Annotated in this window: 14 protein-coding genes and 1 pseudogene; 10 read left to right on the forward strand and 5 right to left on the reverse strand. The window is 62.5% G+C overall.

What is annotated here, in order from left to right:
* Positions 1-34 precede the first annotated feature (34 nt).
* The 3 genes from ACU4IU_RS16235 to ACU4IU_RS16245 form a co-directional block, all read right to left on the reverse strand.
* Positions 35-1,753, reverse strand: coding sequence for a DNA/RNA helicase domain-containing protein (locus ACU4IU_RS16235; RefSeq protein WP_446657316.1), 1,719 nt, complete (start codon positions 1,751-1,753; stop codon positions 35-37).
* Positions 1,740-2,057 (reverse strand): nucleotide pyrophosphohydrolase, encoded by a 318-nt coding sequence (locus ACU4IU_RS16240; protein WP_446657317.1) that lies wholly within the window; start codon positions 2,055-2,057, stop codon positions 1,740-1,742. Before ACU4IU_RS16240 ends, ACU4IU_RS16235 begins: the two co-directional genes overlap by 14 nt.
* A gap of 179 nt (positions 2,058-2,236) precedes the next feature.
* Positions 2,237-3,211, reverse strand: a complete 975-nt coding sequence (locus ACU4IU_RS16245; protein ID WP_446657318.1) for a quinone oxidoreductase family protein — start codon at positions 3,209-3,211, stop codon at positions 2,237-2,239.
* Positions 3,212-3,255: 44 nt separating this feature from the next.
* Here ACU4IU_RS16245 and argC point away from each other — a divergent pair, with 44 nt between their 5' ends.
* From argC to argH, 7 genes are all read left to right on the forward strand, one after another.
* Positions 3,256-4,365 (forward strand): N-acetyl-gamma-glutamyl-phosphate reductase, encoded by a 1,110-nt coding sequence (argC, locus tag ACU4IU_RS16250; RefSeq protein WP_446657319.1) that lies wholly within the window; start codon positions 3,256-3,258, stop codon positions 4,363-4,365.
* Entirely contained in the window at positions 4,362-5,540 is a 1,179-nt protein-coding gene (gene argJ / locus ACU4IU_RS16255; protein WP_446657320.1) for a bifunctional glutamate N-acetyltransferase/amino-acid acetyltransferase ArgJ, read from the forward strand. The genes argC and argJ overlap by 4 nt, the downstream gene beginning before the upstream one ends.
* Complete coding sequence (argB, locus tag ACU4IU_RS16260; protein WP_446657321.1) at positions 5,537-6,565, forward strand: acetylglutamate kinase; 1,029 nt, start codon at positions 5,537-5,539, stop codon at positions 6,563-6,565. Before argJ ends, argB begins: the two co-directional genes overlap by 4 nt.
* Complete coding sequence (locus ACU4IU_RS16265; RefSeq protein WP_446657322.1) at positions 6,562-7,812, forward strand: acetylornithine transaminase; 1,251 nt, start codon at positions 6,562-6,564, stop codon at positions 7,810-7,812. The genes argB and ACU4IU_RS16265 overlap by 4 nt, the downstream gene beginning before the upstream one ends.
* Before the next feature lie 30 nt (positions 7,813-7,842).
* On the forward strand, positions 7,843-8,763 hold the full coding sequence (gene argF / locus ACU4IU_RS16270) for an ornithine carbamoyltransferase (RefSeq protein ID WP_446657323.1): 921 nt from the start codon (positions 7,843-7,845) through the stop codon (positions 8,761-8,763).
* Complete coding sequence (locus ACU4IU_RS16275; protein ID WP_446657324.1) at positions 8,763-9,284, forward strand: arginine repressor; 522 nt, start codon at positions 8,763-8,765, stop codon at positions 9,282-9,284. The genes argF and ACU4IU_RS16275 overlap by 1 nt, the downstream gene beginning before the upstream one ends.
* Before the next feature lie 159 nt (positions 9,285-9,443).
* A complete protein-coding gene (gene argH / locus ACU4IU_RS16280; protein ID WP_446657325.1) occupies positions 9,444-10,865 on the forward strand; it encodes an argininosuccinate lyase in 1,422 nt (473 codons plus the stop codon).
* A 163-nt stretch (positions 10,866-11,028) separates the two neighbouring features.
* Here argH and ACU4IU_RS16285 read toward each other — a convergent pair whose 3' ends face one another.
* Positions 11,029-11,982 (reverse strand): LysR family transcriptional regulator, encoded by a 954-nt coding sequence (locus tag ACU4IU_RS16285; RefSeq protein ID WP_446657326.1) that lies wholly within the window; start codon positions 11,980-11,982, stop codon positions 11,029-11,031.
* Positions 11,983-12,100: 118 nt separating this feature from the next.
* On the opposite strand from ACU4IU_RS16285, the pseudogene ACU4IU_RS16290 reads away from it, so the two are divergent.
* The 3 genes and pseudogenes from ACU4IU_RS16290 to ACU4IU_RS16300 all read left to right on the forward strand — a co-directional run.
* Positions 12,101-12,271: pseudogene (locus tag ACU4IU_RS16290) on the forward strand (MBL fold metallo-hydrolase); the annotation flags it as partial.
* Between the two features lie 72 nt (positions 12,272-12,343).
* Positions 12,344-13,120: an MBL fold metallo-hydrolase gene (locus ACU4IU_RS16295; RefSeq protein WP_446657616.1), complete on the forward strand. Its 777-nt coding sequence runs from the start codon at positions 12,344-12,346 to the stop codon at positions 13,118-13,120.
* Positions 13,121-13,127: 7 nt separating this feature from the next.
* Positions 13,128-14,504 carry an MFS transporter gene (locus ACU4IU_RS16300; RefSeq protein ID WP_446657327.1) on the forward strand — a complete coding sequence of 459 codons (1,377 nt, stop codon included), beginning with the start codon at positions 13,128-13,130 and terminating at the stop codon, positions 14,502-14,504.
* A 5-nt stretch (positions 14,505-14,509) separates the two neighbouring features.
* On the opposite strand, the gene ACU4IU_RS16305 is transcribed toward ACU4IU_RS16300, so the two are convergent.
* Positions 14,510-15,739, reverse strand: coding sequence for an RNA polymerase sigma factor (locus ACU4IU_RS16305; protein ID WP_446657328.1), 1,230 nt, complete (start codon positions 15,737-15,739; stop codon positions 14,510-14,512).

The raw sequence follows: 15,739 nt of genomic DNA on the forward strand, positions 1-15,739 counted from the left end.
GCGCAGAAGCTGACAATTGTTTGATCAGGGACCTTTAGATGAAGTCTTTGAGTCGGCTATGCAGTGCGGGGTCACATATGTACACATATGTTCCTCGAATACCTCGTGTGAGCAGAACGCTGTAGATGTTCTTCACGTACTCGAGAAGATCCGCATCTGAGTATGTGATCCCGAGCTTGGGGTTGTTCTCGCGGCCCTTCTTGTCGTGATAACTTGCGCGGTCAAAGACGAGCTTGCCAGCGTCCGGGTCGTAGCGGAGGTCGTTGCCGATGATGACCCCGACATAGTTGAGGTCATAGCCCTGAACGGTGTGGATCGATCCGACTTCGTCGACAGACTTTGCTGAGTTGATCCAATCCGTTGTCGTCGTGTTCCAGCGCATCTGCTGACCGTCAAGTTCGAGGTCATATGCGGTCTTTTCATTTTTGCTCTTCCATGGCCAGGCGTAACCAGCGACCAAGCGAGACAGCCCGTGTTCTACTTCGCGTTTCTGAAGCTCTCGTGTCATCTCGCCTAAATCAGTGAACAGCCGGAGGTCATAGTCCCCGAAGTCTTCGCGTGATTCTGGTGGATCGTCACTGAGCAGCTTGCGGATGTAACTGACGTAATCTTTGTCAGTCGAGATGCGCATCTGGGTTTGAAGAGGATAGAGCCGTTCTGCTGCTCGGGCTCGTGCGGCGAGCTCCCGAGTTGTGGTAGCTGGAAGATCCGCTGGTCGAACGGTTTGGCCGACATCGAGCATGAGGATCGAGTGGTGACTCTGCTTCTGAATCCAATCCAGTTGGGTCTTCTGAGGGTCGTCCCAACCGAATAGCTTTTCGTTTATCTCGATGAACTTCTTGTTAAGAGGGCCAGACGCCTGGTTTGCTCTCTGATTGAGACGATGAGCTTCATCGACGACGAGAAGGTCGAACCGTTCAGTGCTTTCGCCTACCTCGAATGGAGTCAGCACCATTCCCTTACTCAATCCGGGAGTCAGTTTGAACACTTTGGCGATTGAGTCGCGCAGTGATTGTTGAGGGACGACTATCGCGAATTTAAGGGACTTCAGCAGCTCTGCATGTTCAGGTGTGAAGTAGTCACTAAAGACGGAGTCGATGTCGAGTGGCTCTTCTGAGTCGTGCCGTCTGATGTCTTCCAACAACTTGAGAAGGTAGATAGCAACGACCGTTTTTCCCGTTCCTGGATTGCCCTCGACAACGACGGTGTTGTCAACGCCGCTCTCTAAGTCGTCAAAGAAGCCCTCGAGAATGTCATCGACAGCGATGGCCTGGTCATGGTTGAGGGCTTTGAAAGGCGAGAGCTTGAAGAGATCGCTGTTGATGATCTGGGGGATGGTTCGTTTGAAGAGGCTTTCTTGAGTCCGCAACTCTTCGAAGATCTGGTGGAACGTCTTGTTGTAGTTGTCCCGGTCGTAGTAGTCGGCATCGGTGATTCCGGCGTTGAGGTTGAGGACTTGTCGACTCGCGTCGCCGTGGAACATTCGAATGAGAAACGACTCTAGATCTAAACACGCAGACTTATTAAACGTGTCGTCGAGAACGACTCTGACCGATTCAAGGTTCCGCTTGGAGTCAGACTCGAGGTGCTGCTTCATCCGGCCCTCTACGTTGAGGGACTCGCCGACATAGACCTCTTCTGTATTGTTCATGACATACACGACGGGCCAGTTACTGTGACGAGGGTCGACGGATCCCCACGCTTTGACCTTGTCGGCGTCGAAGGGGAAGCGTTCGACTTTAAAGCTGGTCATATTTCACGCTCGTGCCTCGAGCCTTTTCCACTGGATACTTCTCGCGAGTCTTGGCCAGCTTGTCCAAAATGATGGTGTCGGGATCCAGGCCCAGCTCGTCCGCGAGCAACATGCAATAGGTCAGCACATCAGCCAACTCGTCCTTCGCGGACTCGAGGTCGGCATCTCCCCATTGGAAACATTCGAGTAGTTCTCCCGCTTCGATGGAAACGCTCTTCGCGAGATTCTCGGGGGAGTGGAACTGCTGCCAATCGCGTTCTGCCATGAACTGACGCACTGTGTCGCGAACAGAATCTTCGTACATGACTTCAAGGTATCAGCGACGTACGGCGATCGGGCGGTGTCAAGCGTAATTTGGATACTCGCCTATCATCCAAGCAGGACAGGGGCACGTTCTGTGTTACGCCGATACCGTGAAATATTGAGCCCGGAGCTCCGGTTCATCGCCGGCAATTCCCGGCCCAATATTTCACGGCCGTTACGTCAGGCGGTCAGCACAACCTTGCCGGTCGTCTCACGGCCCTCAAGTGCCCGGTGCGCATCCGCGGCATCGGCCAGGGCAAACGTGGCGCCGACGCGGAAGTTGAGCCAGCCGTGTTCGATGCCGTTGAAGAGCATTGCCGAACGCTTCGCTAGCTCCTCCGAGCTGCGCACGAACCACGCCAGAGACGGGCGGGACAGGAAGATTCCGCCGGAGGAGTTCAAACGCTGAATGTCGAACGGCGGCACCTGACCCGAGGCTCCACCGAATAGCACCATCGAACCCAGCGGCTTGATCGACGCCAACGACGCATCGAACGTGTCCTTGCCGACCCCGTCATACGCGACATCGACGCCCTCACCGTTGGTGAGCTCCTTGACCTTCGCTGTGATGTCCACGCCCTCGCCGTAGAGGAACACGTCATCGGCACCGGCCTTGCGAGACAGCTCCGCCTTCTCCTCGGTGCTCACCGTCGAGATGACATTGCCGCCCAGATGCTTGACGATCTGCGTGAGCAGCAGCCCGACTCCACCCGCACCTGCATGCACGAGTGCCGTCTGTCCCGGCTTGATTTCGTGCGAACTCGTCGCCAGATACTGCGCTGTCAGGCCCTGCAGCGGCATCGCCGCAGCCACCTCGGCGGACACACCCTCCGGCACGCGCAGGAGGAAATCAGCCTTCACGACGACCTGCGTCGCATACGAACCCGGGCCCTCGTGCCAGGCGACACGGTCACCGACGGACCAGCTCTCAATGCCCTCGCCCACCTCCGCGATATATCCCGTGCCCTCGACGCCGACGACATGCGGGTAGTCCATCGGGTACACACCCGAACGACGGTACGTGTCGATGAAGTTCACGCCGGCCGCCTCGACGTTGACGAGCACCTCACCCGGGCCGGGCTTCGGAGTCTCGACCTCACCGAACTCCAGGACCTCCGGTCCACCGGCCTGCATCGCACGAACTGCCTGGGTCATGACGCCTCCTGCATATAAATTAATTGCCTGGTATGGTTATACATATGAACGATCTTACGGTTGCCGTCTCCGGTGCCAGCGGATACGCCGGGGGAGAGGTCCTCCGGCTGCTGAGCACTCACCCCCACTTGAACGTCGCAACGGTGTGCGGACATTCCACCGCGGGTGAGAAGCTCGGCCGACATCAACCCCATCTTCCCCGATTCTCTGACCTTGTAGTCCAGGAGTCCACCGCCGAGGTGCTCGCCGGCCACGATGTCGTCATCCTCGCGCTCCCGCACGGTCAGTCCGGACAGATCGCCGCCGAACTCGAACAGACGAGCCCCGACACCCTCATCGTCGACCTCGCCGCCGACCACCGCCTCATCAGCGCCGCCGCCTGGGAGAAGTTCTACGGCTCCGCACACCAGGGCACCTGGACCTACGGGTTGCCCGAACTCCTCACCGCCGACGGCGCGAAGCAGCGCGAAGCGCTGAAGTCGACGAAGCGTATTGCCGTGCCCGGCTGCAATGTCACTGCCGTGAGCCTCGGACTCGCACCGCTCATCCAGGCAGGACTGGCCGCGCCCGCCGGGCTCAACGCAGTGCTCGCCAACGGAGTCTCCGGGGCAGGGAAGGCACTCAAGCCGCACCTCACCGCCGCCGAGATCCTCGGCAACGCCTCGCCGTATGGCACAGGTGGCACCCACCGGCATGTGCCTGAGATCGAACAGAACCTCAACGGCGTCCTCGGCGTCGATGCCGCCGACGGCCCCACACGGATCTCCTTCACCCCGACGCTCGTGCCCATGGCTCGCGGCATCCTCGCGACCATCACCGCTGACGCCGGCGAAGCCGCACCGCGCAACGCCGAAGGCCTCCTCGACGCCGCCGCGCTCAAGGAGCAGCTGGCCGCCGCCTTCGACCAGGCCTATGCTGACGAACCCTTCGTCCGCGTCCTTCCTGACGGTCAGTGGCCGCAGACCGCGGCAACCACCGGGTCGAACGTCGCGCAGATCCAGTTCATCGTCGACGAACGAGCGGAAAAGATCCTTATCGTCGTGGCACTCGACAACCTGGTCCGCGGCACGGCCGGACAAGCCATCCAATCCATCCACTTGGCCCTCGGTCTCGACGAGACCACCGCCCTTCCCCTCGAAGGAGTCGCCCCATGAGCGTCACCGCCCCACTCGGCTTCACCGCCGCCGGACTCACCGCCGGACTCAAACCCTCCGGCACCAAAGATCTCTCCCTGGTCATCAACAACGGCCCTGACACCGCCGTCGCCGCCGTCTACACGTCCAACCGCTGCAAGGCCAACCCCGTCCTGTGGTCCCAGAAAGCATCGGCCAGCGGTCAAGCCCGCGCCGTCGTCCTCAACTCCGGGGGAGCGAACTGCTACACCGGCGACTTCGGCTACGAGACAACGACGCTGACCGCGCAGACCACCGCCGAACTCCTCACCGAATCCGGCACCACCACCCAGGCCGAGGACGTGCTCGTGTGCTCGACCGGGCTCATTGGTGTCGGTGGCCAGGACTTCCGTGACTCGATCGTGAACAACCTCGCGCCGCTCGTTGCGGCCGCCGACACCAGTGTCGAATCCGGACAGTCCGCCGCCGAAGCGATCATGACCACCGATACCGTCGCGAAGGTTGCCGCCCGCACGGGCTCGAGCGGCTTCACGATCGGCGGCATGGCCAAAGGTGCGGGCATGCTCGCACCGGGTCTGGCGACGATGCTCGTCGTCATCACCACCGACGCGAAACTCGACCAAACGACTCTCGACCAGGCATTGCGTGCCTCGACGAGCCAGTCCTTCGACCGACTCGACACCGACGGCTGCATGTCGACGAACGACACCGTCATCCTCATGTCCTCCGGCGCCCACGATGCTGCCGTCGACACCGACGAGTTCACCACCCTGCTACGTGAACTCTGCCTCGACCTCATGCACCAACTCCACGTCGACGCCGAAGGCGCTCACCACGACATCGCCATCACCACCCGCGGTGCCGCCAGCGAACAAGACGCCGTCGAAGTCTCCCGCTCCGTGGCCAGGTCGGCCCTGTTCAAGGCGGCGATCTTCGGGGAGGACCCGAACTGGGGTCGCGTCGTCGCTCAGGTGGGAACCACCTCGGCGGATTTCGATCCCACCCAGATCGACGTCATCATCAACGGCGTCCAGGTGTGCACGGCCTCCGGTCCCGACGAAGACCCCGCGAACGTCACGTTCGACCGCACCGTCGACGTCACCATCGACCTCCACGCCGGTGACGACACCGCCACCGTGTGGACCTCGGACCTCACCCACGACTACGTCGAAGAGAACAGCGCCTACTCCTCATGAACACCCCCGTAGACATGTCCACGAAATCCACGGCCGCCCGGCTCGCCGCCGCCCAAGTCAAGGCCGAAGCGCTGACCGAGGCGCTGCCCTGGATCAAGACCTTCGCCGGCGCCACGATCGTCATCAAATACGGCGGCAACGCCATGGTCTCCCCGGAGCTGCAGCAGTCCTTCGCCGATGACATCGCTTTCCTCCGCTTCGCCGGCATCCGCCCCGTCGTCGTCCACGGCGGCGGCCCCCAGATCTCGGCCATGCTGAAACGCTTGGGCATCGAGTCCGAGTTCAAAGCCGGGCAGCGCGTGACCACCGAGGAAGCCGCCGAAGTCATCCGCATGGTCCTCTCCGGCCAGGTCAACCGCGATATCGTGTCCAGGATCAACCAGAACGGCGATGCCGCGATCGGACTGTCCGGTGAAGACGCGGACCTCCTGCTGGCGCACAAAACCACCGCCGAGGTGGACGGCGACGTCATCGACCTCGGCCGAGTGGGCGAGATCGCCCAGGTCAACACCACCGTGCTCACCGAACTCCTCGACGCCGGCCGAGTCCCCGTCATCTGCTCCATCGCTTCCGAGATCGGGGGAGAGGCGGGGAAGCCGCTCAACATCAACGCGGACCTGGCCGCCTCGGCGGTGGCGAAAGCCCTCAAAGCACACAAACTCATCATGCTCACCGATGTGCCCGGCCTCTACGCGAACTGGCCGGACACGTCCTCGCTCATCTCCCGCATCGACCCGGACAAGCTGCGCGAACTCCTGCCGTCGCTCGACTCGGGGATGATACCGAAGATGACCGCGGCGCTCGAGGCGATCGAGCACGGGGTCAAGCAGGCCCACATCATCGACGGCCGGATGGCGCATTCCCTCCTCCTCGAGGTATTCACCTCGGAGGGCATCGGCACCATGGTCGAAGACACCATCGTCGAACCCGCACCACTGGGCGACGGGCACCAGACGAACCCCGCCGAGGCGGCCCCGACGGGCGAGACGACCGCAAGCGAGAACAGTAACGGAGGACGTTCATGACCGAGACGACCGATCAGACTTCGGCCGGGCAGGGTTCCGATCAGGCCCAGACGTGGCGGGACGATTTCTCCCGTGTGCTGTCCCCGGTGTTCGGATCCCCGCAGCTCGACATCGTCCGCGGTGAAGGATCCTATGTGTGGGATGCCTCGGGCAAGCAGTACCTCGACCTGCTCGCCGGCATCGCCGTCAACGCCTTGGGCCACTGCCATCCCGCGTGGGTCAACGCCATCACCGAGCAGGCGTCGACACTCGGCCACATCTCGAACTTCTTCACCTCGCCGCCCCAGATCGCCCTGGCGAACAAGATCCACGAGATCCTCAACTTGCCGACCGGCTCCGCCGTGTTCTTCTCGAACTCCGGCACCGAAGCCAACGAGGCGGCCTTCAAGATGGCCCGCCGCGCCGGGGGAGGGGGACGCCCCTTCATCATCGCCGTCGAGGGCGCCTTCCACGGCCGCACCATGGGATCACTGGCGCTGACGGCGAAGGAAGCCTACCGCGAACCCTTCGCTCCGGGCGTCCCCGGAGTCGTCCACGTCCCCTACGGCGACGTCGAGGCACTGGCCGCAGCGATCAACGACAACACCGCCGCCGTATTCATCGAACCCATCCAGGGCGAAGTCGGCGTGCGCAAGCACCCGGAGGGCTATCTCAAGGCCGCCCGCGAGCTGACGACGAAGGTCGGGGCGCTGCTCGTCCTCGACGAAGTGCAGTCGGGCATCGCTCGCACCGGATACTGGTTCGCCCACCAGGACTGGTCGATCGGCGAAGGCGTCGTCCCGGACATCATCACCTCGGCGAAGGGACTCGGCGGCGGCATGCCGATCGGCGCGACCATCACCGTCGGCGATGCGAACACGAAACTGCTCGAAGCTGGCCAGCACGGCACAACCTTCGGCGGCAACCCGATCGCCTGCGCCGCCGGACTCGCCGTGCTCGAGACGATCGAGAAGGACGGGCTGCTCGACCATGCTCTCGACATCAACGATTGGCTGACACCACAACTCACCGCCATTGACGGCATCGGCGAGATCACCGGTCAGGGACTGCTCATCGGCATCGAACTCCTGCCCGATGCCGCAGGCGAGATCCCGGATTCGAAGGCCGTCGCGGCTCGCGCACTCGAGGCCGGGTTCATCATCAACCCTGTCGCACCTGGACGACTCCGCCTTGCCCCGCCGCTGACGATCACCGCCGACGAGCTCACCCCGTTCATCGACGCCCTGCCCGGCCTCATCACCGGCTGAGCCCCACCACAGACTTTCGAAGGACACGTTATGACACGCCATTTCCTCAAGGACACGGACCTCAGTCCTGCTGAGCAGGCCGAGGTCCTCGATCTCGCCGTCGAACTCAAGGTAGCCCCCTACTCGCGGACCCCGCTGGCCGGGCCGCAGACCGCTGCCGTCATCTTCGACAAGACCTCGACGCGCACCCGGGTCTCGTTCGCCGCCGGCATCGCCGCGCTCGGCGGACAGCCGCTCATCATCAACCCCGGTGAGGCGCAGCTCGGGCACAAGGAATCCATCGCCGACACCGCTCAGGTGATGTCCCGGATGGTCTCGACGATCGTCTGGCGCACCTACGCCCAGTCAGGCCTCGAAGAGATGGCCGAGCACTCCTCGGTGCCCGTCATCAACTCCCTCTCCGACGATTTCCACCCCTGCCAGATCCTCGCCGACCTGCTCACCATCCGCGAACACCGCGGCGACGTCAAGGGCCAGACCATGACGTACTTCGGCGACGGGGCGAACAATATGGCGAACTCTTACGCCCTCGGCGGAGTGAACGCCGGAATGCACGTGCGCATCGCCGCCCCCGCCGGTTTTCAGCCCGATGCCGCGGTCGTCGCCGAAGCAGAAGCCCTCGCCGCGCAGACCGGGGGATCGCTCACCGTCACCGACGACCCCGTTGCCGCCGCCACCGGCGCCGACGTCCTCGTCACCGACACCTGGGTGTCCATGGGCCAGGAGGCAGCCGGCCGCGACGACGAGGCCTCGCCGTTCACGAAGTTCCAGGTCAACCAGGAACTCATGAATCTTGGCAACGACGCGATCTTCCTCCACTGCCTGCCCGCCTACCGCGGCAAAGAGGTCACGGCCGAGGTCATCGACGGCCCCGCCTCGGTGGTCTTCGACGAAGCCGAGAACCGCCTCCACGCGCAGAAGGCACTCATGACCTTCCTTCTGGAGCGATGATGGCCGAGACGAATAACAGTGCACCGCTGACGAAGACCGCCCGACAGCAGAAGATCATCGATCTCATCACCCGTCGGTCCGTGCGGTCCCAGATCGAACTCGCCGAGGCGCTCGCGACGCAGGGCATCACCGTCACTCAGGCGACCCTGTCGCGCGACCTCGCCGAGGTGGGGGCCGTGAAGATCCGGTCCACCGCGGGATCCGTGTACGCCGTTCCCGGTGAGGGTGGGGACCGGTCCCTGCAGCAGTCGACGGGGGAGACCCTCGATGCGAAGCTGCCGCGGATCCTCGAGGAGCTGCTCGTCTCCGCGGTCTCGCAGGACAACACTGTCGTGCTGCGCACCCCGCCGGGAGCCGCGCAGTACTTGGCGTCGGCGATCGACCGGTCGTCGATGGTCGGCATCTTCGGCACACTGGCCGGCGACGACACGGTGCTCGTCATCGCCGATGCCGCAGTCGGGGGAGCGGCCCTGGCCGAGACCTTCCTCGAGTACGCAGCGGGCGGATTGGCCGAGGGGTGAGCCTCTGTCGGCGGGCCCTGGAATTGGGCGCGCCGCCTCGGTGGGGAATCCACGGGACGGACGGCCGCCTCGGCGAAGGAAAACTGGAACAATGACAACTGAGTTTCATCATTTCAATGAACGGGCCGGCGCATCCGTGCTGGTGGGAAAGGACGATCTGTGAGCGAACGACTGAGCCTGTGGGGCGGACGATTCTCCGACGGTCCGGCCGATGCGCTGGCCGCGCTGAGCAAGTCCACGGACTTCGACTGGCGCCTGGCGGAGTACGACATCGCGGGATCCAAGGCCCACGCGAAGGTCCTCCACCACGCGGGACTGCTCACCGATGACGAGCTGTCGGGGATGCACTCGGCGCTCGACGAGCTGCTGCGCCGCGTCGAGGCCGGCGAATACGTCGCCGCCGAGTCCGACGAGGACGTGCACTCGTCGCTCGAGCGCGGACTCATCGAGATCGCCGGACCCGAGCTCGGCGGGAAGCTGCGTGCCGGACGGTCCCGCAACGACCAGATCGCGACGATGGGTCGGATGTACCTTCGCGACCATGCCCGTGAGGTCGCCGGCCTCGTGCTCGACACCGTCGAGGTGCTCATCGCTCAGGCGGAAGAGCATCCCGAGGCGCCGATGCCCGGGCGCACGCACCTCCAGCACGCTCAGCCGGTGCTGTTGGCTCACCACCTGCTTGCTCATGCGTGGCCGCTACTGCGCGATGTCGCCCGCTTCGTCGATTTCGATGCGCGAGCAGGGGTCTCTGCGTATGGTTCGGGTGCTCTGGCTGGTTCGTCGTTGGGGCTCGATCCGCAGGCCGTGGCCGCGGACCTCGGGTTCAACGATTCGGTGGAGAACTCCATCGACGGCACCGCGTCGCGCGATGTCTTCGCCGAGTACCTGTTCATCACGACGATGATCGGAATCGACCTCTCGCGTCTGTCCGAGGAGGTCATCGCGTGGGCGACGAAGGAGTTCTCGTTCGTCACCCTGCATGATGCGTACTCGACGGGATCGTCGATCATGCCGCAGAAGAAGAATCCTGACGTCGCCGAGCTGACTCGTGGCAAGTCCGGTCGGCTCATCGGTGATCTCACCGGTCTGCTCTCGACGCTCAAGGCGCTGCCGTTGGCGTACAACCGGGACCTCCAGGAGGACAAGGAGCCGGTCTTCGATGCGACCGATACTCTCGAGCTGCTGCTGCCGGCATTCACTGGGATGGTCGCGACGCTGAAATTCGATACCGAGCGCATGGCGTACCTGGCTCCGCGCGGATTCGCCCTGGCCACGGACATCGCCGAGTGGCTTGTGCGTGATGGTGTGCCGTTCCGTGTGGCTCATGAGCTCTCGGGCGCGTGCGTGCAGCTGGCCGAGTCGCGGGACGTCGAGCTGTGGGATCTCTCCGACGAGGAATTCGCGGGGATCTCTCCGCACTTGACGCCTGCGGTGCGCGAGGTGCTCACGACGCTCGGCTCTATCGATTCGCGCAACGGCAAGGGCGGCACGGCTCGCTCGGCCGTCGATCAGCAGATTGCGAATGCGAAGGCCGAGGTCACACGCCTGCGTGAGTTCGCGGGGTCGGCTCGCAGCGTGTGAGTTACTCGTCCCTGCGACCGATGCTTCCGGTCGGCTGACTGGAACTGTGTCAGCGGTGCTCTGATCGTTCGGCGATCGGAGCACCGTCCGTCTTTCGTGACTGTGTTGTGCACTGCTCGCAGCCGACCGCGAGGTTTCGGAAGCTGATGTTCCGGGCCTAGCGCTACGTCTGCGTCGGTTTTCGGCTCTGGCGGTTCCACCGGTGGGGATCGGTCTCAGCTGCAGTCCTCCGAAGGATGTCGAGGGCTGCAGTGAGCTTCTTCGACAACCGCGCTCCGGCCATCGTCACTCCCACGATCGTGTTGGTGAATTCCAGATTCGTCACCGGCAGATATCGCACTGGCATGCCCTGAAAGGTCAGGGTGTCAGGGTGAGGAACAGCGTTGGCCAGGGAGAAGCCGAGCCCTAGACCCACCATCGACCTGATTGTCTCCGCATTGGGGATCAACCATCGTACAGATGGCTCAAAACCGATTCCGCGGATCTGACTGATCAAGAGGTCCGCGGTCGGCGGAGAATCGAGCAGGATGAGCGGGTCGTCGATGAGCTCGGCGATATCGACGCCGTCCTGGTCTGCTGCAGGATGATCCGCAGAGACGATGGCATGCAGCTGCACCTCGGCGAGGTCGTGCCTGGTCACTCCCTCGATCTGGATCTGCTTGCGGTACATGACAGCCACATCGACTTCGCCATTGAGAACCATCTGCTGAACGGTCAACGGATGGGCTTCGACAAAGCTGACGTCAACCTGCGGGTGGTGTTTGACGAACTGGGCAGCCGTAGCTGGAAGCATCCGTGGCCCCGCCGTCGGTATGCAACCGATGCGCAAGGGTCCCTGTAAGGCAGCCGACTCGTCGTTAAGAGATTCCACAGCGTCCGAGACATTAGACAGGATCTCTCTGGCGCGAACTCCGAATTCCCTGCCAGCGCTCGTCGGGCGGGCACGCCGAGCCGGACCACGCGCAATGAGCGTGACTTTGAGCTGCTTTTCGAGTTGGGCGAGAGCCGCAGAAACCGTCGCCTGTGACACTCGGCAATCTTTTGCCGCGTCGCTCACCGAACCACGATCGAGAACGGCGAGAAAATACTCGAGCTGGCGGAGTGTGAGGTCAGTCATAGCCAGAGTCTATATTGAAGTCAGTAAAAATTTGCTTTTCTTTTTGATGTCAACGGGAAAGACTAAGGAGGTCAAAGACGCAACAACGTGAAAGTGCCGGGTAATGAACGATTCGAAGATGAAAGCAGTCACCCTGGGAACCGCAGGTGGCCCGCGATGGTGGAAGGGCGATTCCAAGGATCGAGCGGGTATCTCAACCGCGATCGTCGTTGAGGATCGTTTCTATCTCGTGGACGCCGGGCACGGCGTCGGGCGTCGCATTCGTCAGGCTGGCCTCGAGCTTGTTGATCTGGGCGGTATCTTCATCACTCACCTGCATTCTGATCACACCATCGACCTGCCGTCACTTGTGGTGTTCGGCATGCATGAGCTCCAGCAGAGAGCCGACAATCCGGTTCCCCTCCTCGGCCCCGGCGATCGCGGCGCGTTGCCTCCGATCTCTCCGCGGGCAATCGTCCCGCCTCGACCTGTGGCACCTGCGAACCCCACCCCTGGCATCGCCGACATGTTCACAAGTATCGTCGGGGCGTTTGCCACAGACCTCAACGACCGCGTGCTCGATTCGCTGCGTCCGTCACCTGAAGCTCTCTTCGACCCCCGCGACATCGAGATCCCAGAGGGCATCGGATATCACCCGAACACGGCTGCGACTCCGGATATGCAGCCTTTCGTCATCTTCCAGGATGATCTTGTCACCGTGACTGCGATCCTCGTCGAACATCCGCCCGTGGCACCAGCCTTCGCCTTCAGGTTCGACAGCGAGCACGGCTCGGTGACCATTTCGGGCGATACCTGCGAAACCGACAACCTCGTCAGACTTGCGCAGGGAACGGACCTGCTTCTCCACGAAGCGATCGACTTCGATTGGGTCGACCAGATGTATGCGCACCGTGACGACGATGAGGGCAGCGCCTCGCGCGACCACCATTACAAGTCACATACCTCGGTAAACGGGGCTATTCGCATTGCCTCGGCGGCACAGGCTCGTGCACTGGCCCTGCACCACCTTGTTCCCGGGTCCGCCGATGACACCGTCTGGCACAAGGGACACACCGGTTTCGATGGAACATTCCTGGTTCCAGAAGACCTCGACACCATCAACATCACCACAGCTGCACAAGCCGCGATGAGGAGCTGAAACAACGATGAATGACAACAAAGACGTTGTTGACAAGGACGGTCTCCAAACCTCCCTGAAGACGCCGGAGATGCGACGAATCCTCACTTCGAGCTTCGTCGGTTCAGCTATCGAGTTCTACGATTTCATCCTGTACGCGACGGCGTCCTCGATTGTGTTCGCAAATCTGTTCTTTGCAGGACTCGGGCCCGGACTTTCACTGTTCGCCTCATTCAGCACCTTGGCTGCCGGATATCTGGCTAGGCCTCTCGGCGGAGTGATTTTCGGCCACTTCGGCGACAAGGTGGGGCGCAAGAAAGCATTGATCGTCTCTATGGTGATGATGGGAGCCGTCACCGTGATCATCGGCCTCATGCCGCCGACTGCGTCAATTGGGATGATCGCACCCGCATCCCTGTTCACCCTACGTATCATCCAAGGCATCGCTGTTGGCGGCGAATGGGGCGGTGCTGCGCTCATGGCACTCGAGCACGCGCCGAAAGCCCGGCGCGGGCTGGCTGCGGCGTTCGCCAATGCCGGTGGTCCGGCCGGAGCGATCCTAGCGACGCTCATATTGTCACTGACTGCGACGCTCACCGGGGACAACTTTGTGACTTGGGGCTGGCGTCTGCCTTTCCTGCTCTCTGCAGTCCTCATCGTCGTTGGACTTATCATTCGTCTCAAAGTCAGTGAAACTCCTGCCTTCCAACAGCTCGAAGAAGAGAGCGAAGAGAGGAAGGTCCCGCTGCTCACCGTGTTCAAGAACTACAAGCGCCAGGTGCTGATCGCTCTCTTCGCTACGATGACCATCTATGTCACTCAGGGCCTGACGACGGTCTGGGGAGTGTCAGTCGCAGTCGCAGCAGGTGAGGACAAATCCGATGTCCTCAACTGGAAGGCCGTCGGAGCGTTGACGACCCTGATCGTCACCTTCATCGTCGCCCGACTCAGCGACAAGATCGGGCGCAAACGTTCTCTCGTCGGTGCCCATGTCGTGGCCGCGGTCCTCGCGGTTCCGATCGTGCTGCTCATCGTCAGTGGAGAGCTCAATCAGTACGCAGCCGCAATCATTCTCGGCAATGGAATCGTCCAGGGCTTGTGCTATGGACCTATCGCGGCCTATGTCTCGGAGCTCTTCCCTCCAGCAGTGAGATACACCGGTGCGTCCGTCGGCTATCAGCTCGCTGCAGCGCTTGGAGCGGGACTCTCGCCGATGATCGCGTCCGCTCTTATCTTGGTGCCGGGCGTCGGCTCCTACCTCATCGGAGGGGTCTGGGCACTCTTCGCCGTAGTCGGGGCGATTGCTGTAATGGCGAGCCGTCCCTTTTCAGAGAGTGCCCCGAATCCAGCGGCATCAGTCGTAGAACACGACATCGAGCCATTTGCTCAGACTCACGGCAAATAGATTCGTCAGTCTGCGCCGGCCGACAGCCGAGTGATCTGAGCGTTGATGTATCTCTGCTCAGGGACGTTCGTGCACAGTCTGCTGGCGGTCCGGTAGGCAGTCAGTGCCTCGGCGGAATCTCCGAAGGCCTCCAGTATCGGTGCTCGGACGGCATGCAGCCGGTGACTTCGGCTCATGCGCTTGTCAGCGAGGAGTGGCTCGAGCATCTCCAGGGCAGCACGGGGTCCGTGGACCTCGCTGACGGCGACCGCGTAATTCAAAGTGACCGTCGGAGACGGCGCAATGCGCGCGAGCATCGAGTAGAGCTCGACGATCTGAGGCCAGTCAGTCTCCTCCCAGGTCGTTGCTTCTGAATGGACCGCCGAGATGGCAGCCTGCAGCTGGTAGGCCCCGACAGGTCCGGTTGGGAGTGCGGCCTCCAGAAGGCTGACTCCTTCGGAGACCAGCGTCGAATTCCACCGCTTGCGATCCTGATTGCGCAGAGTCACCAACTCACCGGCATGGGTCCTGCGGCCCGGTCGGCGTGCCTCGCTGAGCAGCATGAGCGCAAGCAATCCCGCAGTCTCGGTCTCATCGGGCAGTGCTGCATGAAGCAGACGAGCCAGCCTGATGGCCTCGTCCGTGACCGCTTGGTCGAATAGGTCGTCACTGTTCGGGCGACTGTGACCGGCGGTGTACATGAGGTAGAGGGCATGGAGCATCGCGGGAAGCCGCTCGGTCGTAGTCTCTGGACGCGGGAAGTGCCGACCGTTCTCATCGATCGTGGACTTGGCTCTGCTGATTCTCTGTCCCGCGGTGGCGGACGGAATGAGATACAGGGCGGCGATCTGGTCCGTGCTCAAGCCGAGGACGGCCCGCAATGTCAAGGTCACCTGAGCATCGGGACTGAGCGACGGATGACAACACAGAGCGAGGATCTGAAGTGAGGAATCACGGTTCTCAAGGGCCGCCTCGGCGATGACAATCTGATCGGGGCGATCACGCGAGAACACCCTCCGCTCGCGTTCGAGTCGCGAGCTGTCCTGACGCTTGGCATCGATGAGCCGACGGGACGCGACCCGCAGCAGCCAGCCTCGGGGTTTGTCCGGCACACCTTTCGTCGGCCACTGCTGGGATGCTTCGAACAGTGCTTCCTGCACGGCGTCCTCGCACGCGGCGAAGTCACCGAATCGCCTCATCAGAGCAGCGAGGATGTGCGGCGACTCGCGGCGCCACACATCCTCACTGGTCGTCAT

This window comes from Brevibacterium sp. CSND-B09 (assembly GCF_052906525.1).

Excerpts from the sequence above, each read along its gene's own strand:
- ACU4IU_RS16275 (WP_446657324.1), top strand. The coding sequence starts at position 8,763 with ATGGCCGAGACGAATAACAGTGCACCGCTGACGAAGACCGCCCGACAG.
- ACU4IU_RS16300 (WP_446657327.1), top strand. The coding sequence starts at position 13,128 with ATGAATGACAACAAAGACGTTGTTGACAAGGACGGTCTCCAAACCTCC.
- ACU4IU_RS16240 (WP_446657317.1), bottom strand. The coding sequence starts at position 2,057 with ATGTACGAAGATTCTGTTCGCGACACAGTGCGTCAGTTCATGGCAGAA.
- argC (WP_446657319.1), top strand. The coding sequence starts at position 3,256 with ATGAACGATCTTACGGTTGCCGTCTCCGGTGCCAGCGGATACGCCGGG.
- argB (WP_446657321.1), top strand. The coding sequence starts at position 5,537 with ATGAACACCCCCGTAGACATGTCCACGAAATCCACGGCCGCCCGGCTC.
- ACU4IU_RS16245 (WP_446657318.1), bottom strand. The coding sequence starts at position 3,211 with ATGACCCAGGCAGTTCGTGCGATGCAGGCCGGTGGACCGGAGGTCCTG.
- ACU4IU_RS16305 (WP_446657328.1), bottom strand. The coding sequence starts at position 15,739 with ATGACGACCAGTGAGGATGTGTGGCGCCGCGAGTCGCCGCACATCCTC.
- argJ (WP_446657320.1), top strand. The coding sequence starts at position 4,362 with ATGAGCGTCACCGCCCCACTCGGCTTCACCGCCGCCGGACTCACCGCC.
- ACU4IU_RS16265 (WP_446657322.1), top strand. The coding sequence starts at position 6,562 with ATGACCGAGACGACCGATCAGACTTCGGCCGGGCAGGGTTCCGATCAG.
- argF (WP_446657323.1), top strand. The coding sequence starts at position 7,843 with ATGACACGCCATTTCCTCAAGGACACGGACCTCAGTCCTGCTGAGCAG.
- ACU4IU_RS16285 (WP_446657326.1), bottom strand. The coding sequence starts at position 11,982 with ATGACTGACCTCACACTCCGCCAGCTCGAGTATTTTCTCGCCGTTCTC.
- ACU4IU_RS16295 (WP_446657616.1), top strand. The coding sequence starts at position 12,344 with ATGCATGAGCTCCAGCAGAGAGCCGACAATCCGGTTCCCCTCCTCGGC.
- ACU4IU_RS16235 (WP_446657316.1), bottom strand. The coding sequence starts at position 1,753 with ATGACCAGCTTTAAAGTCGAACGCTTCCCCTTCGACGCCGACAAGGTC.